Source organism: Streptomyces resistomycificus (assembly GCF_001514265.1).
Lineage (GTDB): Bacteria > Actinomycetota > Actinomycetes > Streptomycetales > Streptomycetaceae > Streptomyces > Streptomyces resistomycificus.
This window is the reverse complement of record NZ_KQ948992.1, coordinates 508,250-524,825: the sequence shown is the minus strand read 5'-3', so window position 1 is coordinate 524,825 and position 16,576 is coordinate 508,250. Positions and strand designations below refer to the sequence as shown.

Annotated in this window: 17 protein-coding genes; 15 read left to right on the top strand and 2 right to left on the bottom strand. The window is 70.3% G+C overall.

What is annotated here, in order from left to right; all coding sequences use genetic code 11:
• Nucleotides 1-141: 141 nt before the first annotated feature.
• The 10 genes from AQJ84_RS20575 to AQJ84_RS20530 all read left to right on the top strand — a co-directional run bounded on the left by AQJ84_RS20575 (nt 142) and on the right by AQJ84_RS20530 (nt 9,351).
• Nucleotides 142-408, top strand: coding sequence for a DUF6284 family protein (locus tag AQJ84_RS20575; protein ID WP_053193072.1), 267 nt, complete (start codon nt 142-144; stop codon nt 406-408).
• Nucleotides 405-1,265, top strand: coding sequence for a hypothetical protein (locus tag AQJ84_RS20570; RefSeq protein WP_053193074.1), 861 nt, complete (start codon nt 405-407; stop codon nt 1,263-1,265). The genes AQJ84_RS20575 and AQJ84_RS20570 overlap by 4 nt, the downstream gene beginning before the upstream one ends.
• A complete protein-coding gene (locus AQJ84_RS20565; RefSeq protein ID WP_030039154.1) occupies nt 1,265-1,612 on the top strand; it encodes an RRQRL motif-containing zinc-binding protein in 348 nt (115 codons plus the stop codon). The genes AQJ84_RS20570 and AQJ84_RS20565 overlap by 1 nt, the downstream gene beginning before the upstream one ends.
• Nucleotides 1,612-1,929: a hypothetical protein gene (locus AQJ84_RS20560; RefSeq protein ID WP_053193075.1), complete on the top strand. Its 318-nt coding sequence runs from the start codon at nt 1,612-1,614 to the stop codon at nt 1,927-1,929. The genes AQJ84_RS20565 and AQJ84_RS20560 overlap by 1 nt, the downstream gene beginning before the upstream one ends.
• A gap of 106 nt (nt 1,930-2,035) precedes the next feature.
• Nucleotides 2,036-4,162: an FtsK/SpoIIIE domain-containing protein gene (locus AQJ84_RS20555; protein WP_053193077.1), complete on the top strand. Its 2,127-nt coding sequence runs from the start codon at nt 2,036-2,038 to the stop codon at nt 4,160-4,162.
• A gap of 204 nt (nt 4,163-4,366) precedes the next feature.
• On the top strand, nt 4,367-4,834 hold the full coding sequence (locus AQJ84_RS20550; protein WP_030039150.1) for a hypothetical protein: 468 nt from the start codon (nt 4,367-4,369) through the stop codon (nt 4,832-4,834).
• Between the two features lie 86 nt (nt 4,835-4,920).
• Entirely contained in the window at nt 4,921-5,832 is a 912-nt protein-coding gene (locus tag AQJ84_RS20545) for a bifunctional DNA primase/polymerase (RefSeq protein ID WP_225877170.1), read from the top strand.
• Between the two features lie 2 nt (nt 5,833-5,834).
• On the top strand, nt 5,835-7,313 hold the full coding sequence (locus AQJ84_RS20540) for a hypothetical protein (RefSeq protein ID WP_053193079.1): 1,479 nt from the start codon (nt 5,835-5,837) through the stop codon (nt 7,311-7,313).
• A gap of 447 nt (nt 7,314-7,760) precedes the next feature.
• The gene (locus AQJ84_RS20535) at nt 7,761-8,003 is read left to right on the top strand and encodes a helix-turn-helix domain-containing protein (protein ID WP_030039147.1); all 243 of its coding nucleotides are present in this window, start codon (nt 7,761-7,763) and stop codon (nt 8,001-8,003) included.
• An 82-nt stretch (nt 8,004-8,085) separates the two neighbouring features.
• A complete protein-coding gene (locus AQJ84_RS20530) occupies nt 8,086-9,351 on the top strand; it encodes a tyrosine-type recombinase/integrase (RefSeq protein WP_030039146.1) in 1,266 nt (421 codons plus the stop codon).
• A 185-nt stretch (nt 9,352-9,536) separates the two neighbouring features.
• Here AQJ84_RS20530 and AQJ84_RS20525 read toward each other — a convergent pair whose 3' ends face one another.
• Nucleotides 9,537-9,827: an SCO0607 family lipoprotein gene (locus AQJ84_RS20525; protein ID WP_030039145.1), complete on the bottom strand. Its 291-nt coding sequence runs from the start codon at nt 9,825-9,827 to the stop codon at nt 9,537-9,539.
• Nucleotides 9,828-10,068: 241 nt separating this feature from the next.
• Here AQJ84_RS20525 and AQJ84_RS20520 point away from each other — a divergent pair, with 241 nt between their 5' ends.
• Both AQJ84_RS20520 and AQJ84_RS20515 read left to right on the top strand, forming a co-directional pair.
• Entirely contained in the window at nt 10,069-11,706 is a 1,638-nt protein-coding gene (locus tag AQJ84_RS20520; protein WP_053193081.1) for a penicillin-binding transpeptidase domain-containing protein, read from the top strand.
• Nucleotides 11,707-11,801: 95 nt separating this feature from the next.
• Nucleotides 11,802-13,478 (top strand): penicillin-binding transpeptidase domain-containing protein, encoded by a 1,677-nt coding sequence (locus AQJ84_RS20515; RefSeq protein WP_030039144.1) that lies wholly within the window; start codon nt 11,802-11,804, stop codon nt 13,476-13,478.
• Here the strand turns inward: AQJ84_RS20515 and AQJ84_RS20510 are convergent.
• Complete coding sequence (locus tag AQJ84_RS20510; RefSeq protein ID WP_030039143.1) at nt 13,455-13,829, bottom strand: SsgA family sporulation/cell division regulator; 375 nt, start codon at nt 13,827-13,829, stop codon at nt 13,455-13,457. The genes AQJ84_RS20515 and AQJ84_RS20510 overlap by 24 nt on opposite strands.
• Before the next feature lie 168 nt (nt 13,830-13,997).
• Here AQJ84_RS20510 and AQJ84_RS20505 point away from each other — a divergent pair, with 168 nt between their 5' ends.
• Genes AQJ84_RS20505 through AQJ84_RS20495 form a run of 3 tightly spaced genes read left to right on the top strand, consistent with a single transcriptional unit; the run spans nt 13,998 to nt 16,571 of the window.
• Nucleotides 13,998-15,053 carry an energy-coupling factor ABC transporter permease gene (locus AQJ84_RS20505; protein ID WP_030039142.1) on the top strand — a complete coding sequence of 352 codons (1,056 nt, stop codon included), beginning with the start codon at nt 13,998-14,000 and terminating at the stop codon, nt 15,051-15,053.
• Between the two features lies 1 nt (nt 15,054).
• Nucleotides 15,055-15,816 (top strand): cobalt ECF transporter T component CbiQ, encoded by a 762-nt coding sequence (cbiQ, locus tag AQJ84_RS20500; RefSeq protein ID WP_030039141.1) that lies wholly within the window; start codon nt 15,055-15,057, stop codon nt 15,814-15,816.
• A complete protein-coding gene (locus AQJ84_RS20495; RefSeq protein WP_030039140.1) occupies nt 15,804-16,571 on the top strand; it encodes an energy-coupling factor ABC transporter ATP-binding protein in 768 nt (255 codons plus the stop codon). Before cbiQ ends, AQJ84_RS20495 begins: the two co-directional genes overlap by 13 nt.
• The last annotated feature ends 5 nt before the right edge of the window (nt 16,572-16,576 follow it).

Sequence of the window (16,576 nt, the reverse complement as noted above, 5' to 3'; positions counted from 1 at the left end):
ACTGCGGCCCGGGGCACTCCAGCCGCCCTCTGCGGCTGCGCCGCACCCCGTGCGGCATCCACCCCCAACGGCGCGCGCCCCCGGAGCGGCTACTCCGGGGGCGCTGTTCGGGCCGTTCCCCTTGAGAGGACACACGACCCAATGAGGCACATCGTCACTGTTCAGGAAGCTGTTACCGCGTTCGCCGACTTCATGGAGCCGACCAACGCGGAACTGGACGCGATCGAGCAGGAGATGCCCGTGATCCTCGCGGGTGTCGACCTGTTGGACGCGCAGATCATCACCCTGGACCGCACCCCCAACGAGCTGGACACCCAGCGCATCCGCCGCGCACGGCGGCGCCTGCTGGCCGCCCGCCGCACCCTGACCAATCAGGAGGCGGTCACCACCTCTGGTGGTACGGCATGAGCGCCAAGACCGTTCTCCCCGCCGTGGCGATGACGGCGGTGTCCATGGTGCTGACCCTGGCCGTGGTCGTGATGTGGCTCGGCACGGCCATGCCGTGGCCCGTCGCTGTGGTCGTCGGTCTGGGCATCGACGGGGGATGGTTGGCCACCCTCGCCTACGAACGCCGGCTGGCCGCACAGGGCGACCACAACCGCGTCGTGACCGGCGTCGGATGGTTCTTCGGCCTGGTCGCCACCGGCGTTTTGGTGGCTCACGCCCTCACCGCCGAACACTCCGCCGGGGCGTGGCTGGCCGTGGCGTGGCTGCCGGTCGCGGCCAAAGCCCTGTGGCTGGTCCACGGGCTGTGGGAGCAGACGGCACTCACCCCGGTAGCGCTGGACGCGATCCGGGGCATTCAGCAGGAGGCCCGCGACGAAGCGGCCGTGGCACGGGCCCGGCTGCGCTCCGAGGCCGCCACCGAGGAGACCCGGCTTGCCGCCGTCACGGCGGCCGGTGCCCGCGTCGCACGCGTCCAGGCCAAGACCGCCGCCACCCTCGCGGGGGCGTGGTCGACGCTGGAGACGGCACGGCAGGGCGAGGACACCGGCAGGGCGCTGACCAGCGTGACGAGCCGCGTCACACCCGGCGTCACGCCCCGCTGGGAACTCCCGGTCTGGGGCCCCACCGCGCCGGTTACCGGCTTCTCGCTCGAGTCGGCACCGGCGCTCACAGATGACGCGCTGGACGCGCTGGTCGACGAGATCCGCCACAGCGAGACACCGGCTCTGTCCTACCGAGAGATGGCTATCCGCTTCCGCGCGGCCGGCCATTCCGCCTCCGAGGTTCGCCTGAGGGCGGCATGGAAGCGCGTCGCCTGATGGGGACGCTGCCCGTGTTCCGGTGGCGCCTCGCGCCGGACGGCTACGCCACCCGCCGCCAACTGCGGGCGCGCGGGCTGCGTCCCGGCGGGCAGTGCGTGGCCGCGCAGCTCGAACGCCCCCGGCGGCGCCGCCCGCCGCTGGTCGCCTACCTCTACCGCATCGACCTCGCCGTGCCGGTCCGGCCGATGACACCGGGCCGGTGGGCGGCGCTCGCCGCAGCGAACCGAGCCCGCCGCATCTGCCCCGCGTGCGGACGCGATGCCGGATACGTCATCCCCACCTCGCTGGGCGCTTGCGTGCCCTGCGCCTACCCCGACCCGCACGGGTCCGAAGGGACCACCTGATGGGCAACTCTGAAATCCGCCGCCTGGACCGCGAGATCGAAAAGGCCACCAAGAAGCTGGAAGCGGTCCGGCGGGGCGAGTGGTGGCCGCTGAACGGCAGCGAGCGCAGGGCCATGGCCCGGGCCCTGGCCGGCGGCGCCTACCAAGTCACCCGGGGCCGCAGCGCCGCCCGCTCCGAGCAGCGCATGGACACCACCGGCACGGCCGCCGAGACGCGGCTGAACGCCGAGCTGACCGCGCTGCACGGCGAGCGTCAGCGCCTCATCACCGAGGCCGCCCGCGCCAGGGCCAAGAAGAAGTCGTCCGGCTGGTTCTGACCGCCCGCCCCCTTACGCCGGGGTGGCCCGCTCTTTCCACGGACCCGACCACCCCGGCACTCCCTCACTCCCGCCCCGCGAAGGGGCAGTCAGGAGCAGTTCCAGCATGTCTGAGAACGTCGTTCACCTCCACAAGCCCACCGACCCCCCGACCAACGACACGGCACCCACGGTGCTCACCGTCGTGCCCGACGCCCCGCCGGCGCCGCCCGTACCCCTGTGGGTCCGCTCCGGACGCGCGGTCAAGAGCGCCGTCACCCACGAGACGACCAAGACCACTGTCCGCGCGGTAGCCCGGCACAGCCTCTACACCCTCAACGGCGGGCGGATAGTGGCCCGTCGCACCTGGGACGGCCGGACCGGTGCCCGCTACGAGCGGATGATCCGTGCGGCGGAAGCCGCGGGGAATCTGGAAGCGGCAGAAGAGTGGGAGGAGCGGTTGCAGCGTTTCCGCGCCGCCCGCCACCACCGCCGCATGGACCTGCTCCACTCCCCGGTAGAGGCTGCCAAGGGCGTGGCCGTCGGCGCCGGCATGAGCATCGGTGTCCTGGTCGCCCTCGGGATCGTCATGGCCATCAACAACGGCGACGTCAAGGACGTCATCACTCCGCTGTCGGCCACCATCGACTTCATCGCCCTGCTGATGCGGATCGTGCAAGTCGTCTGGGGACCGGCGCTCACCATCGGCCCGTTCCTCGCCCTGCTCGCCCTGTGGGGCGTTGGCCGGCACCAGCACGCCGCACCCCAGTGGGCGCTGCCCGCCAACATCCGGTCGGGCGAGGGTGAGCCGATCACGCCGTCCATCGTGGTCAAGGCCCTGCGGGACCTCGGCATCGCTCCGCTGAAGAACGCCATCAAGGAGATGGGCGACGCCGGCGCCTCCATGCTGTCGCCGATCACCATCGCCGGATGCGGCGTGGAGGTCGACGTCACCCTGCCGTCCGGGGTGTCGACGAACGAGGTGCAGAGCAAGCGGCGCAAGCTCGCCGAGAACCTCACCCGGCACGAGCACGAAGTGTTCATCACCATCCCGCCCGCCGCCCGCACGGTGCGGCTGTGGATCGCCGATTCCGGGGCGCTGGACGAGCCGATCGGCCCGTCTCCGCTGGTCACGGACGAGACGATGACCGCGAACTACAAGACGGGTAAGGCCCCGTGGGGCCAGGACCTGCGCGGAGACTCGGCTGAGCTGAGCGTGTATCAGCGGCACCTGCTCATCACGGGCCGCTCGAACCAGGGCAAGACCGCCTCCCTGCGCGCCCTGGCCCTGTGGCTGGCCCTGGACCGCTCCGTTCAGTTCTGGCTGGGCGACCTCAAGGGCGTCGGAGACTGGGCCATGTTTGACGGCATCGCCGACGTCCTGATCCAGGGACCGACCGACGAACACGTCATCCAGGTCACCGAGATGGTCGAAGCCGCAGTTGCCGAGATGAACCGCCGCACAGAGGCGCGCCTAGTCGACCCGAACGCGGTCTTCCCGCCGCTGATCGTGCTGGTGGATGAGGCGCAGGTGGCGTTCATGTGCCCGGCCGTGGACGACGAAAAGCGGCCCTACGGCGGCTCCAAGGCAACGTCCCGGTACTTCATGGCTGTCCGTAAGATCCATAACCAGGGCCGTGCGGTCGACGTCCTGATGTGGCAGGGCACCCAGGACCCCACCGACCAGAACCTTCCTAAGCTGGTCCGCGAGGGCGCCCACACCCGCGCCTCCCTCGTGCTGGGCACCGAGTCCCAGTCCCGCATGGCCCTCGGCGACAAGGCCGTCGACGACGGCGCGGCCCCGCACCTGCTTCGGCAAGGCCTGGACAAGGGAACCCTGGTCGTAGCCTCCGACGGCATCGTGATGGCAAAGGGACAGTCGTCCATCACGGTCCGCACCCACTTCATCGACGACGAGCCGGCCGCCGAGATCGCGGAGAGGGCCAAGGCCTTGCGCGACGGCGCCACGACCCTGCGCGCTGTCGACCGGGGCGAGGAGCGTGACCCACTCGCCGACGTGGCCGCCGTCATCGGCGACACCGCGCGGCTGCGCACCGATGAGGTCCTCAAGCGGCTCCACGCCCTGGACACGGCTGTCTACCGCGAGTGGAACAACGGCCGCCTCAAGCGCCTGCTCGAGGAGCACGGCGAGGAGCCGAAGAAGTCGCACGGGGTCATGGTCGTGCGCCGCGACGACGTGGCCCGCGCGCTCGCCAACCGCGACGCGGACGGTTCCGCTTCCGCCGCCGAGTAGCGGGGAGGAACGCCCCTCCGGCGCGGGGAGGCGGGGAGAACTCCCCAACCACCTCCCCGCGCCCACCTCCCCGCTCTGATCAGCACAAACATCGTTTCGGGGAGGCGGGGAGGCACCCCACGTCAGACCCCTGAGACCCCCTCCAGAAGCCTCCCGGCAGGGGGTGTCCCTGCCTCCCCAACAGAGCCACGGAAGGGATTCCGCATGTACCCCGACCACACCCACCACCCGCCCGCCGAACGGGCCGTGGAAGTCCTCCAGCCCACCCCGCTCCCGCCCGCCGTAGCGCCCTACGCGGCGCCCCTCGCCCCCGTCCAGCTGCACGGCGTGCCGACGGTTGCCAGCGTCGTCCTGCCCGACGGGCGGGTCATCACCGGCTACGCCATCGAGCCGGCCAAGACCGAACCGGTCACGGCCAAGCCGCCCGTCTCCCGCGCGGCCGTCAACGTCGCGCTCGGTGGCGTCGGGTTCCTCGCGGTGTGCGGCGGGCTGTTGCTGCTCACCTCGTTCATCGCCGCCCTGACCGCGTTCATCACCCAGCTCGTCATCCTGGCCGCCGTCATCTTCGGCGGCTGGATCGCCGTGCAGGTGTTCAGCCCGAGCGGCCACCAGGGCGGCACCACGGTCAACATCCGCAAAGCCGTGATCAAGCGCAACCACTTCCACGGCTAGCTACGCCAAGGGCGGCCCCCGTCTCGCCAAAGTCCGGGGCCGGCCTGACCATCCAGCACGCTAGCGACGAACTGGAGACACCCAGGATGACGCAACCCACCGATATCCGGCGAGTGCGGGGCTACCGGCCGCGCCTGCTGGACTTGTCCTCCTGCGCCCTGCCCGAACCCCAGCGGACCGCGCTGACGCTGGCCGCCACCGGTGTGCCGGTGCTGCCCCTGCGCGCGGGGAAGGCGCCGTTCGCCAACTGCCACCGTTGCGCGGACAACGCGTGCGGCGGCCGGCCGAACATGAAGACCGCCGGGCCGTGCCGGTGCCCCGGCGTCTGCCACGCGTGGGCCGCCGCCACCACCGACCCGGCCGTCCTCACCTCCCCGGCCTGGAAGGCCGTATGGCGGCGGGCCGTCACCGTGGCCTACCACCCTGGTGCCGCCGGGCTCACCGTGGTCGACCTGGACGACGCGGCGGCCGTCGACTGGGCACGCGCCACCCTGCCCGCCACACGGACCGTAGAGACGACGCGCGGTGAGCACTGGATCTACCAGGGCGCCATGACGTCACACAACGCGGTGCGCCCCGGCGTCGACCTCAAGTCGACCATGTCCTACGCCCGCTACCTCGGCACCGGCACCGGCACCATGACCGCCCTCCCCGACGTCGTCCGCGCGCTGGCCGTGAAGGGACCGCCCACCGTCCAACCGGCGCCCCGTTCCGTCTCCGTGCCCGCCCGGTCCGGCGGCGGGCAGTGCCCCCACCGCACGCCCGCCTACCTGGAACGTGGCATCGCCATGGCCGAGCAGCGCATCACGGAAGCCCGCAGCGCGGTCCACGCTGCCGTGTACCGGACGTTCCTGGCGGTGCTGTCGACGCACGGCCGGTGCGGCTGCCTCACCGACACCCACATCACGCGCCTGTTCACCGCCGCGCAGACCAAGGGCGAGACTCTGCGGCACTGCACCGACGCGTGGACCAACGCCCGCACCACGTTGGGACTGTGACCATGTCCGACGACGAGAAGAACCCCGCACGCCAGGTCATCACCGACTACGCACAGAGCCACTTCCGGTACTTCCGCACCGCCGACGGCACCGTGTACGCGCAGAAGAACGGCCACCCCGTGGCCCGCCCGATCCGCTCGCAGGGAACGACGGGAAGCCACCGGCAGGAACTCATGGTCGGCCTCTTCCGCGACGGTGTGGGCGTCTTCAACGGCACCGCCATGAAAGAGGCCCTGGACCTGATCGAAGCCCTCGCACTGACCGAGGACGTGCAGCCCGTTCACATCCGCGTCGCCCCCGGATTCGACGGAGCGACGTGGCTGGACCTGGGCCGCAACGACGGGCAGTCCGTGCGCATCCACCCCACCGGCTGGGACATCCTCACCCCGGACCCGCGTGAGGTGTGCTGGCGACGCACCCAGCTCACCGGTGAACTGCCCCTGCCCGTCAAGGACACCAACGGCAAGGGCATCGACCTGCTACTGCGGCTGTGCAACTTCGCCAACGCCGAGACCGAGTGCCTGGCCATCGCCTGGCTCATCGGCTGCCTGGCTCCGTCCGTGCCCGTACCCGCACCGTTCCTCACCGGACCGCAGGGCGCGGGCAAGTCCACCGGCGGGCGGATGCTCGTACGGATCATCGAAGGCATGACCGGGGACCTGCGCCGAGCGCCGAAGGACGAAGAGAACCTGATCGCGGCGGTGGCGGCCGGATGGGTCACCGCCCTGGACAACCTCTCCCACATGACCCCGGACCTGTCCGACGCCATGTGCTGCATCGTCACCGGAGCCGAGAACGTCAAACGCGCCCTGTTCACCGACGGGGACGTCTTCCGCGTCGGCTACCGCCGCCCCCTGCTCCTGACCGGCATCGACGTGGGCGTCATCCGGCCCGACCTCGCCGAACGCCTCCTGCCCCTGCGCCTGGAACGCCCCCGCGTCCGGCGCACCGAGGCCGAACTGTGGTCGGACTTCGCAGAGGTCCTGCCCGTCATCCTCGGCTCGCTCCTGGACCTCACCGTGCAGGTGCGCGCCGCTGAGGCGGACATCCCCACCGACCTGCGCATGGCCGACTTCGCGCACCTGTGCGCGCAGCTCGACGCGGCCACCGGTCTGGGAGCGCTCGCCGCCTACCGGGCCAGCCTGGACGACCTCAATGACGACGTCATCGAGGGCGACCTGTTGGCACAGACCGTGCTCAAGCACGCCGCCGGCATCGACCCGGGGACCGAGCAGCGGATGACGTCGGCCGAGTGGCTGCACTGCCTCACCGGCCTCTACAGCGGCGAGGACTTCCGTCCCCTGCCTAAAGGGTGGCCGACCACCGGCAAGGTGCTCTCAGACCGACTCAAGCGCCTGCAACCCACCCTCGCCGCCCGGGGCGTCCTCATCGACTGGGGACGCAACAACACGGCCCGCTACATCGAAATGGCCCGCCCGTCCGCCACACCACCCCCGCACGGGCAGGAAGCCGCGTTCTGACCGGCTACCCCGGGCGACCGCCCGCACAAGCAAGAGGAGCACCCGGGGCCGCGTGCTCCTCTTGCTGTTCGGCGGCGGCGCCGCCCTGCCAGGGTCGCGCCGCGCAGCGGCTCCTTCTTCACGCCCTGAGCCACGCACAACAACAGACACCACCCCCTCTTTGTCCGAAGTAGAGAGACGCTGCGTCACCTGCGTCACCCGCAGCCCGAAAACGGCCGCTGACCTGCCGGAAGACGGGTGACGCAGACAGCCGATTCCTGCGTCACCCCGCGTCACCTGCGTCACCCCGTGACGCAGGTATGCGTCACCCGTGACGCACCCTCTGACCCCTGCGTCACCCAAAAGCCGCAGGTCAGCGCCATAAGTGACGCACATGACGCAGGTGACGCAGAAATCCGCACCTCGGACACACACGGACTCCCGACACATCACGTACGGAGGCGCCTCATCGATACCGCACTTGATCGGCCGGACCCCCGCGCCATCCTCCGTGGAGGTCTCCCCGACCGCTACCTCACCCCCGACGACATCGCCGAGATCTTCGAGGTGCCCAAGGAAACGGTCTACCAGTGGCGCCGGAAGCGCACCGGCCCGCCCGGATTCCGCATCGGCAAGCACGTCCGCTACGACCCCGCCGACGTCCGGGCCTACGTCACCCAGCGCAAGAGCGCCGACCAGGTCGCGGCCTGATACAGCGCACCACAGCGCTCAGCACACAGGGAGGGCCACGCCGTGGCCCTCCCTGCCCATGCTCAGAAGGGACCGCCGCCTCATGGCTGGCCACATCCAAGACCGCTGGTACAAGACAGAAACCACCCCCGACGGGAAGTCGGTCAAGGTCAAGACCGAGCGCTTCGGCACCGGCTTGCGGTACCGCGCCCGCTATATCGGCCCTGATGGAACCGAGAAGAGCAAGTCATTCCGCGACCGTGAAAAGCGACTGGCTGAGCAGTGGTTGACCCACATCGAGGCCGACATGTCGCGTGGCCAGTACGTCGACCCCCGCAATGCACAGACCACCTTCCGCCAGTACGCGGAACGCTGGGTCCAGACACACACGGGCGAGATCAACAGCCGTGAGGCTGCGGAGCGTCGTCTTCGACTGCACGCATACCCCCACATCGGCACTCGTCCGCTCGGCTCGTTCAAGCCGGAGCACATCCGGGCCTGGATCTCCGCCCTGGAGGTCACCGTGCCGGCCGAGTCGCACCGCCGCATCATCGTCGGCACCGTCTCCGCCGCATTGAGTGCAGCGGTCGAAGACGGGCTGTTGAGCAAGAACCCCTGCCAAGCCCGCACCGTGAAGCTGCCCAAGCCTGGCAAGCCGCGCGTCCACCCGTGGACGGCCTCGCAGGTCTTCGGCGTACGCGCGGCCCTTCCCCACCGTTATCAGGCCGCTGTGGACGCCGGAGCGGGTTGCGGACTACGTCAGGGCGAGATCTTCGGCCTGTCCGTAGAGGAACTCGACTTCGAGGGGGGATGGTTGGCCGTAGGGCATCAACTCAAGCGCATCCGCGGTAAGTACGTGTTCGCCCTGCCAAAGGGAGGCAAGGTCCGGGACGTGCCGTTGCCGAAGGCGGTGGCTACCGCGCTGCGCGATCATTCCGAGGCCTTCGCCCCTGTCGACGTGACTCTCCCGTGGCGTACGCCAGACGGCCCGCCCGTGAGGAAGCGGCTGCTGTTCAGCGGGCCCGAAGGCAATCACGTCCGCGTGAGCAACTTCAATGAGCACCACTGGAAAGCCTCGCTGGCCGCCGCAGGCATCATCCCGGCGCGGGAGACCGGCAAGCGGTACGCGTCGGCCCCTGAGCACGGCATGCACGCGCTGAGGCACTTCTACGCGTCGGTGCTGCTGGACGCGGGCGAGAACATCCGGGCCCTGAGTTCGTACCTCGGTCACAGCGACCCCGGGTTCACGCTCCGGACCTACACGCACCTCATGCCGAGCAGCGAGGGGCGTACCCGGAAGGCCGTCGACAGCCTCTATTTGGCGTCCACTCCTCAAGATCACGGCCCAGAGACGGCCCAAGCCGCCTGAGACGGCCCCGGCCAGAGCCGAACGCACTGGTCGCGGCCCCACCGGGCCGGATCAGGCGAACTTCATCTACTTCTGGCCCCTGTACACGGGCACGGCGATCCCGATCGACCAGTGGCGGTCACGGATGTGGCTGGATACGTGGGTCTAGCCGGGGCCCGACCCCCGAGGGCCGCACCGGCCGTCTCTCACCCGGCGTCCGGGGCCTTGATGATCTTGCCGGTCTCGTCGACGGTGTGCGTCTCCCAGTAGACGTCCCACTTGTCGCCGACGTGCTCGGGCTCCTTGCCCTCCGGGTAGCGGACGTAGCCCTTCGGCGGGTCCTCGTCGTCGGGGACGCAGGCGCTGCCGGTGCCGTTGACGGTGAGGACGCCGTACTCGCCGCCGCCGCAGCTCGCGTCCTCCATCGACATAGAGCAGCCGGTCAGCAGCGCGGCGGTGGTGCCCGCGAGTACGAGGCCCAGGATGGTCTTGCGCACGGTGGTCTCCCCCTTGGTCGGCTTGTGGGACCAGCTTGGGCGAGGCTCCAAGGGGGCGGCCTGAGTATCCGTACTCAGAATCCGGCGACCGCGTACCCGGGCTCGGATTCCCCCGGATTCGCTCAACAGAAGGGAAACATCCGTTACACCCGCCACGGCTTGCGCATAGAGTGCGACCCGGAGTCAGCCTTTCTGAACGCGTTCACAAGATGCGTGGAAGGCACAACGGGGAGGGAGCCCGATGGGCAGGGGGGTCAAGGTCGCCGTCGTCGGCGGCGTGTTCGCCGTGATGGTCGGCGGGGCCGGGTACGGGGCGTACAACGTCGTGTCCGCACTGAACGGCGACGGAGGCGGGTCGAGCGGCGCGTCCGGGAAGGCGGCGGTCAAGAGCGGGCCGCCGAGCGAGGACGAGGTCAAGGAGACGACGGCCGCGTTCTTCGGCGCCTGGGAGAAGGCGGACGCGGCGAAGGCGGCGGACTACACGAACAACGCCACGGCGGCCGAGCCGCTGCTGACGGCCTACGGCGGGGCCGCGCACATAACCGACGTGAAGATCACCCCGGGTCGGGCGTCCGGCGCCACCGTGCCCTACACGGTGAAGGCGAAGGTGTCGTACGACGGGAAGTCCAAGCCGCTGTCGTACAGGAGCGAGCTGACCGTGGTGCGCGGGGTCACCACCGGGCGGGCGCTGGTCGACTGGCAGCCCTCCGTGGTCCATCCGGAGCTCGGGCGGAACGACACCCTGGTCACCGAGGAGTCGGCGAACCCGCCGATCGAGGCGGTGGACCGCGACGGCAACGAGCTGACCAAGGAGAAGTACCCCTCCCTGGGCCCGGTACTGGACGCGCTGCGCGACAAGTACGGCGAGCAGGCCGGCGGCACCCCGGGCATCGAACTGGTGATCCACCACGCCGACGAGGGCACCGCCGACACCCCGCTGCTGACCCTCGTCGAGGGCGAGCCGGGCAAGCTGCGGACCACGATCAGCGCGAGCGCGCAGGCGGCCGCCGAGAAAGCGGTCGAGCAGTACGACCAGTCGTCGGTCGTCGCCGTCAAACCCAGCACCGGCGAGGTGCTGGCCGTGGCCAACCACCGCACGGACGCCTTCAACGCGGCCTTCGAGGGCACCGTGGCGCCCGGCTCCACCATGAAGATCATCACCGCCGCGATGCTCATCGACAACGGTGTGACCTCGATGAACGGACCGGCGCCCTGCACGAACGACGCCGTGTGGCAGGGCCAGACGTTCCGGAACCTCAAGAACATGGAGCCCAACGAGAGCGCCACGCTCGCCAACAGCTTCATGCGCTCCTGCAACACGGCCTTCATCAAGCTCATCGACGAGAAGCCGCTCACCGACGAGTCGCTGACCACGGAGGCCGAGAGCCGGTTCGGGATCGGCAAGGACTGGAAGACCGGCATCGTCTCCTTCGACGGCCGGGTCCCCGCCGTCAGCGGCCCGGACCGTGCCGCCAACGCCATCGGGCAGGGCCAGGTCCAGATGAACCCGCTGAACATGGCCTCCGTGACGGCCACCGCCATCACCGGCACCTTCCGCCAGCCCTACCTGGTGTCGCCGAAGCTCGACGGCCGCCGACTGGCCACCGCCAAGGGGCTGCCGTACGAGACCGCCGCGCAGCTGAAGCAGATGATGCGGCTGACCGCGACCCAGGGCACCGCCGTGCCGGCGATGGCCGGGCTCGGCGGGGACATCGGCGCCAAGACCGGTTCCGCCGAGGTCGACGGGAACGAGGTCTCCGACAGCTGGTTCACGGGCTTCCGCAACGACGTCGCGGCGGCGGCCATGGTCCAGAAGGGCGGGCACGGCGGTGACGCGGCCGGTCCGATTGTCGCAGCTGTGCTACGAACCGGAGGCTGAAGTCACCCCCGCGGACCGGGACTCTAGGGTGGTGTCGTCGTTGAGGTGGACGAGGGCAACGGGGACCCTGGGGATGCGCGGAGGAACGGGAAGCTGTGGGTAACAGAAGGCGTGTCGCCGAACGTCGGAAGACGAACCCTGCCGTGATCGGCGGCACGATCGCCGTGGTCGTCGCCGGCGCCGGCTTCGGCGTGTACGCCCTGTACGGCGGCGGGGCGGCGGCCGACGACCGCACGCAGTCGACGTCCTCCAGCGCCAAGGAGAAGCACGTCAAGACCGGCCCCCTGTCGGCGACCGAGGTCACCAGCTCCGCGCAGACCTTCCTCACGGCCTGGCAGCAGGGCAAGGTGGCCGCGGCCGCCGCCGCCACGGACGACGCGAAGTCGGCCACCTCCCAGCTCACCGGCTACGCCAAGGACGCCCACATCAAGGGCGTCACGCTCACCGCGGGCACCCGCACCGGCGACAAGGTCCCCTTCTCCGTGCGGGCCACGGTGTCGTACAAGGGCACCGAGAAGCCGCTGACGTACGACAGCGCGCTGACCGTCGTCCGGGACACCGCCACCGGGAAGCCCCGGGTCGAGTGGCACTCCGCCGTCCTGCACCCCGACCTGAAGGACGGGGACACCCTGGTCACCGGCGCGTCCGGGACCCCGCCGATCAAGGCGGTCGACCGGGACGGCGGTGAACTGACCGAGGACAAGTACCCGTCGCTGGGCACCGTCCTGGACGGCCTGCGGGAGAAGTACGGCAAGACGGCCGGCGGCAAGGCGGGCATCGAGCTCCGGGTGGTCCGCGGCAAGTCGGCGAAGGCGTCGAAGGCGTCCGACAAGACCCTGCTGGAGCTGAGCAAGGGCACCCCGGGCACGGTGAAGACGACCCTGAACCCGACGCTCCAGGCGGCGGCCGAGGCCCAGGTCGCCAAGAAGGCGCGGTCCTCGGTGGTCGTCCTGCGTCCGTCGACCGGCGAGATCCTCGCCGCCGCCAACGCCTCCCACGGCTTCAACACCGCCTTCCAGGGCTCCCTCGCCCCCGGTTCCACCATGAAGGTCATCACCTCCTCGCTGCTGATCGAGAAGGACCTGGCGTCGGCGGACAAGGCGCATCCCTGCCCGAAGTACTTCACCTACGGCGGCTGGAAGTTCCAGAACGACGACAAGTTCCAGATCAAGGGCGGCACCTTCAAGGCGAGCTTCGCCCGCTCCTGCAACACGGCCTTCATCAGCCAGGCACCCGACCTGGAGAACGACGACCTGACCAAGCAGGCCCAGCAGGTCTTCGGCCTCGGGAGGAACAACTGGGCCATCGGGGTGCCGACCTTCGACGGTTCGGTGCCGGTGCAGAGCGCGGCCCAGATGGCGGCCTCGCTCATCGGTCAGGGCGGGGTCCGTATGAACCCGCTGAACATGGCGTCGGTGTCGGCGACCGTCGAGTCCGGCACCTTCAAGCAGCCCTACCTGGTGTCCCCGTCGGTCGACGACCGCACGCTGGCCACGGCCTCGCGCACGATGTCGTCCTCGACGCTCTCCCAGCTGCGCGAGCTGATGGCGTACACCGCGGCCTACGGCACGGCGGCGGAGGCGATGTCCGGGGTCACCGGCAACGTCGGCGCGAAGACCGGTTCGGCCGAGGTCGACGGGCAGAAGAAGCCGAACGGCTGGTTCACCGCGTACCGGGGCGACCTGGCCGCCGCCGGCGTGGTCCAGTCGGGTGGCCACGGCGGCGACACCGCGGGACCGATCGTGGCGTCACTGCTGAAGGTGGGTGGCTGACTCCCGGGACGTCACGGGGGTGGCCAGGTACGTCCGGCGCAGGAACCTGAGCAGCGCCTTCGTCTCGAACTGCACCACCGAGACGCCCTGCGCGGAGTGGAACTCGACCACGGCCTGCACCCGCCCGCACGGCCACACGCGGACCTCTCCGCTGCCGGCCGGGGCGCGCAGGCCCTGTTCGAGGAGTGCCCGTTCGAACGTCCACTCGTCGTGGGTTCCGGGCAGGCCGACCCGTACCGAACGCGGGTCGGTGTCGGGGTCGTAGCGCAGCACCACCGGGACCGCCTCGTCCTCCGCGATGTCCACGTCCGAAACGATGTGGGCTCGCGCGTACTGTTCGACTACAGACATCGTGACGGGCCTCTCACGCTGCGTAACCTGTGCGGAAGCTGTGCGTCCGCTCCCCCTCCAGGGTCGCATATTTCCCGGATTACGCTCTCGGGGCCGTACGCCTGTCTGTTGCTGTTCGTGGGCCGTCTCTCTTGCGAAGGATTCGCAACAAGCCACTATCATCGAACGGTGCATGTGCCTGACGGATTCATCAACGCCCCCATCTCGGTCGCGACCGGAGCGGTCGCCGTGGCCGCGGTCGCCGTGAGCCTTCGCGGCGCCCGCCGTGAACTGGACGAACGCACCGCGCCGTTGGCCGGCCTGGTCGCGGCGTTCATCTTCGCCGTACAGATGCTGAACTTCCCGGTCGCCGCGGGTACCAGCGGGCATCTGCTCGGTGGTGCGCTCGCCGCGATCCTCGTCGGCCCCTACACAGGGGTGCTGTGCGTGTCCGTGGTGCTGCTGATGCAGGGCATCCTGTTCGCGGACGGCGGCCTGACCGCCCTCGGCGTGAACATCACGGACATGGCGGTCGTCACCACGGTCGTCGCCTACGCCGTCTTCCGCGGGCTCGTGAGGATCCTGCCGCGGGGCAGGCGCTCCATCACCGTCTCGTCCTTCGTCGCCGCCCTGCTCTCCGTGCCGGCCGCGGCCCTCGCCTTCACCCTGCTGTACTGGATCGGCGGCACCACCGACGTCTCCATCGGCAAGGTCGCCACCGCCATGGTCGGCGTGCACATCCTCATCGGTATCGGTGAGGCCGCGATCACCGCGCTGACGGTCGGCGCCGTCGTCGCCGTGCGCCCGGACCTCGTGTACGGCGCCCGGGGCCTGCAGCAGAAGCTCAAGCTGCGGGTCAACGGCGAACTCGTCGACGTACCGGACGCGCAGCCCGTGACCGCCCCGGCGGCCGCCCGCTCGCACCGCAAGGTGTGGGTCGCCGGTCTCGTCACCTCCCTGCTGCTCGCCGGGTTCGTCAGCTTCTACGCCTCCGCCAACCCCGACGGGCTGGAGAAGGTCGCCTCCGACAAGGGGATCGACGCGAGGACCGAGGAGCACGCCACCGCCGACTCCCCGCTCGCCGACTACGGCGTCAAGGACGTCGACGACGCCCGTCTGTCCGGCGGTCTCGCCGGCGTGCTCGGCGTGGGGGTCACGGTCGTCGCGGGCACCGGCGTGTTCTGGGCGGTTCGCAGGCGGCGCGGCACCGAGGACGTCTCCCCGGCCCGCACGAGCAGCGTCTGACATGGGCGCCGGGCACGCGCACAGGCTCTACCGGCACGGGCACTCCCCCGTGCACGCCCTGCCTCCGCACACCAAACTCGCGGCGACCTTCGCCTTCGTGGTGGTCGTGGTGTCGACCCCGCGCGAGGCGATGTGGGCGTTCGGTCTGTACGCCGTTCTCCTGGCGGGCGTGGCCTGCGCGGCCCGCGTGCCGGCCGGTTTCCTCCTCAAGCGGCTGCTGATCGAGGTCCCGTTCGTCGCCTTCGCGGTGCTGATGCCCTTCGTGGCGGAGGGCGAGCGGGTCGAGGTGCTCGGCATGTCGCTGAGCGTCAGCGGCCTGTGGGGCGCCTGGAACGTGCTCGCCAAGGGCACCCTCGGCGTCACCGCCTCCGTACTCCTCGCCTCCACGACCGAACTGCGCGAACTGCTGCTGGGCCTGCAGCGGTTGAAGCTCCCGCCGCTGCTCGTACAGATCGCCTCCTTCATGATCCGGTACGGCGACGTCATCGCCGACGAGATGCGGCGGATGCGGATCGCCCGGGAGTCGCGCGGCTTCGAGGCGCGGGGCGTCAAGCACTGGGGCGTGCTGGCGAAGTCCGCCGGGGCGCTGTTCATCCGCTCCTACGAGCGCGGCGAGCGTGTGCACCTGGCCATGGTCAGCCGCGGGTACGCCGGTTCGATGCCGGTCATCGACGAGGTGACCGCTTCCCGGGCGCAGTGGTCACAGGCGCTGACCCTCCCGTTCGCCGCCCTCGTCGTATGTCTGCTGGGATGGACTCTGTGACCGCTTCCCTCGAGGTCTCGGGCCTCGCCTTCGCCTACCCCGACGGCCACCAGGCGCTGTTCGGCGTGGACTTCTCGATCGCGCGCGGCGAACGGGTCGCGCTGCTCGGGCCGAACGGCGCCGGCAAGACGACGCTGGTGCTGCACCTCAACGGCATCCTGAGCGGCGGCACCGGCACGGTGAAGGTCGCCGGGCTGCCCGTCGGCAGGCAGCACATGGCCGAGATCCGGCGCAAGGTCGGCATCGTCTTCCAGGACCCGGACGACCAGCTCTTCATGCCGACCGTGCGCGAGGACGTGGCGTTCGGGCCGGCGGCGGCCGGGCTGAAGGGGCCCGAGCTGGAGGAGCGGGTGCGCACCGCCCTGGAGCGGGTCGGCATGGCGGAGTTCACCGACCGGCCCCCGCACCATCTCTCCTTCGGCCAGCGGCGCCGGGTGGCCGTCGCGACCGTGCTGGCGATGGAGCCGGAGATCCTCGTCCTCGACGAGCCCTCCTCCAACCTCGACCCCGCCTCGCGCCGTGAACTGGCCGACATCCTGCGGTCGTTGGACGTGACCGTCCTCATGGTCACGCACGACCTGCCCTACGCCCTGGAGCTGTGCCCGCGCGCCCTGATCCTGAGCGACGGCACCATCGCCGCCGACGGGAAGACCGCGGAACTGCTGGCCGACGACGAGCTGATGCGGGGACACCGGCTGGAGTTGCCCTTCGGCTTCGATCCGCGTTCCGTGCCGGTGCCCGAGGTCCGTCCGTGACAATG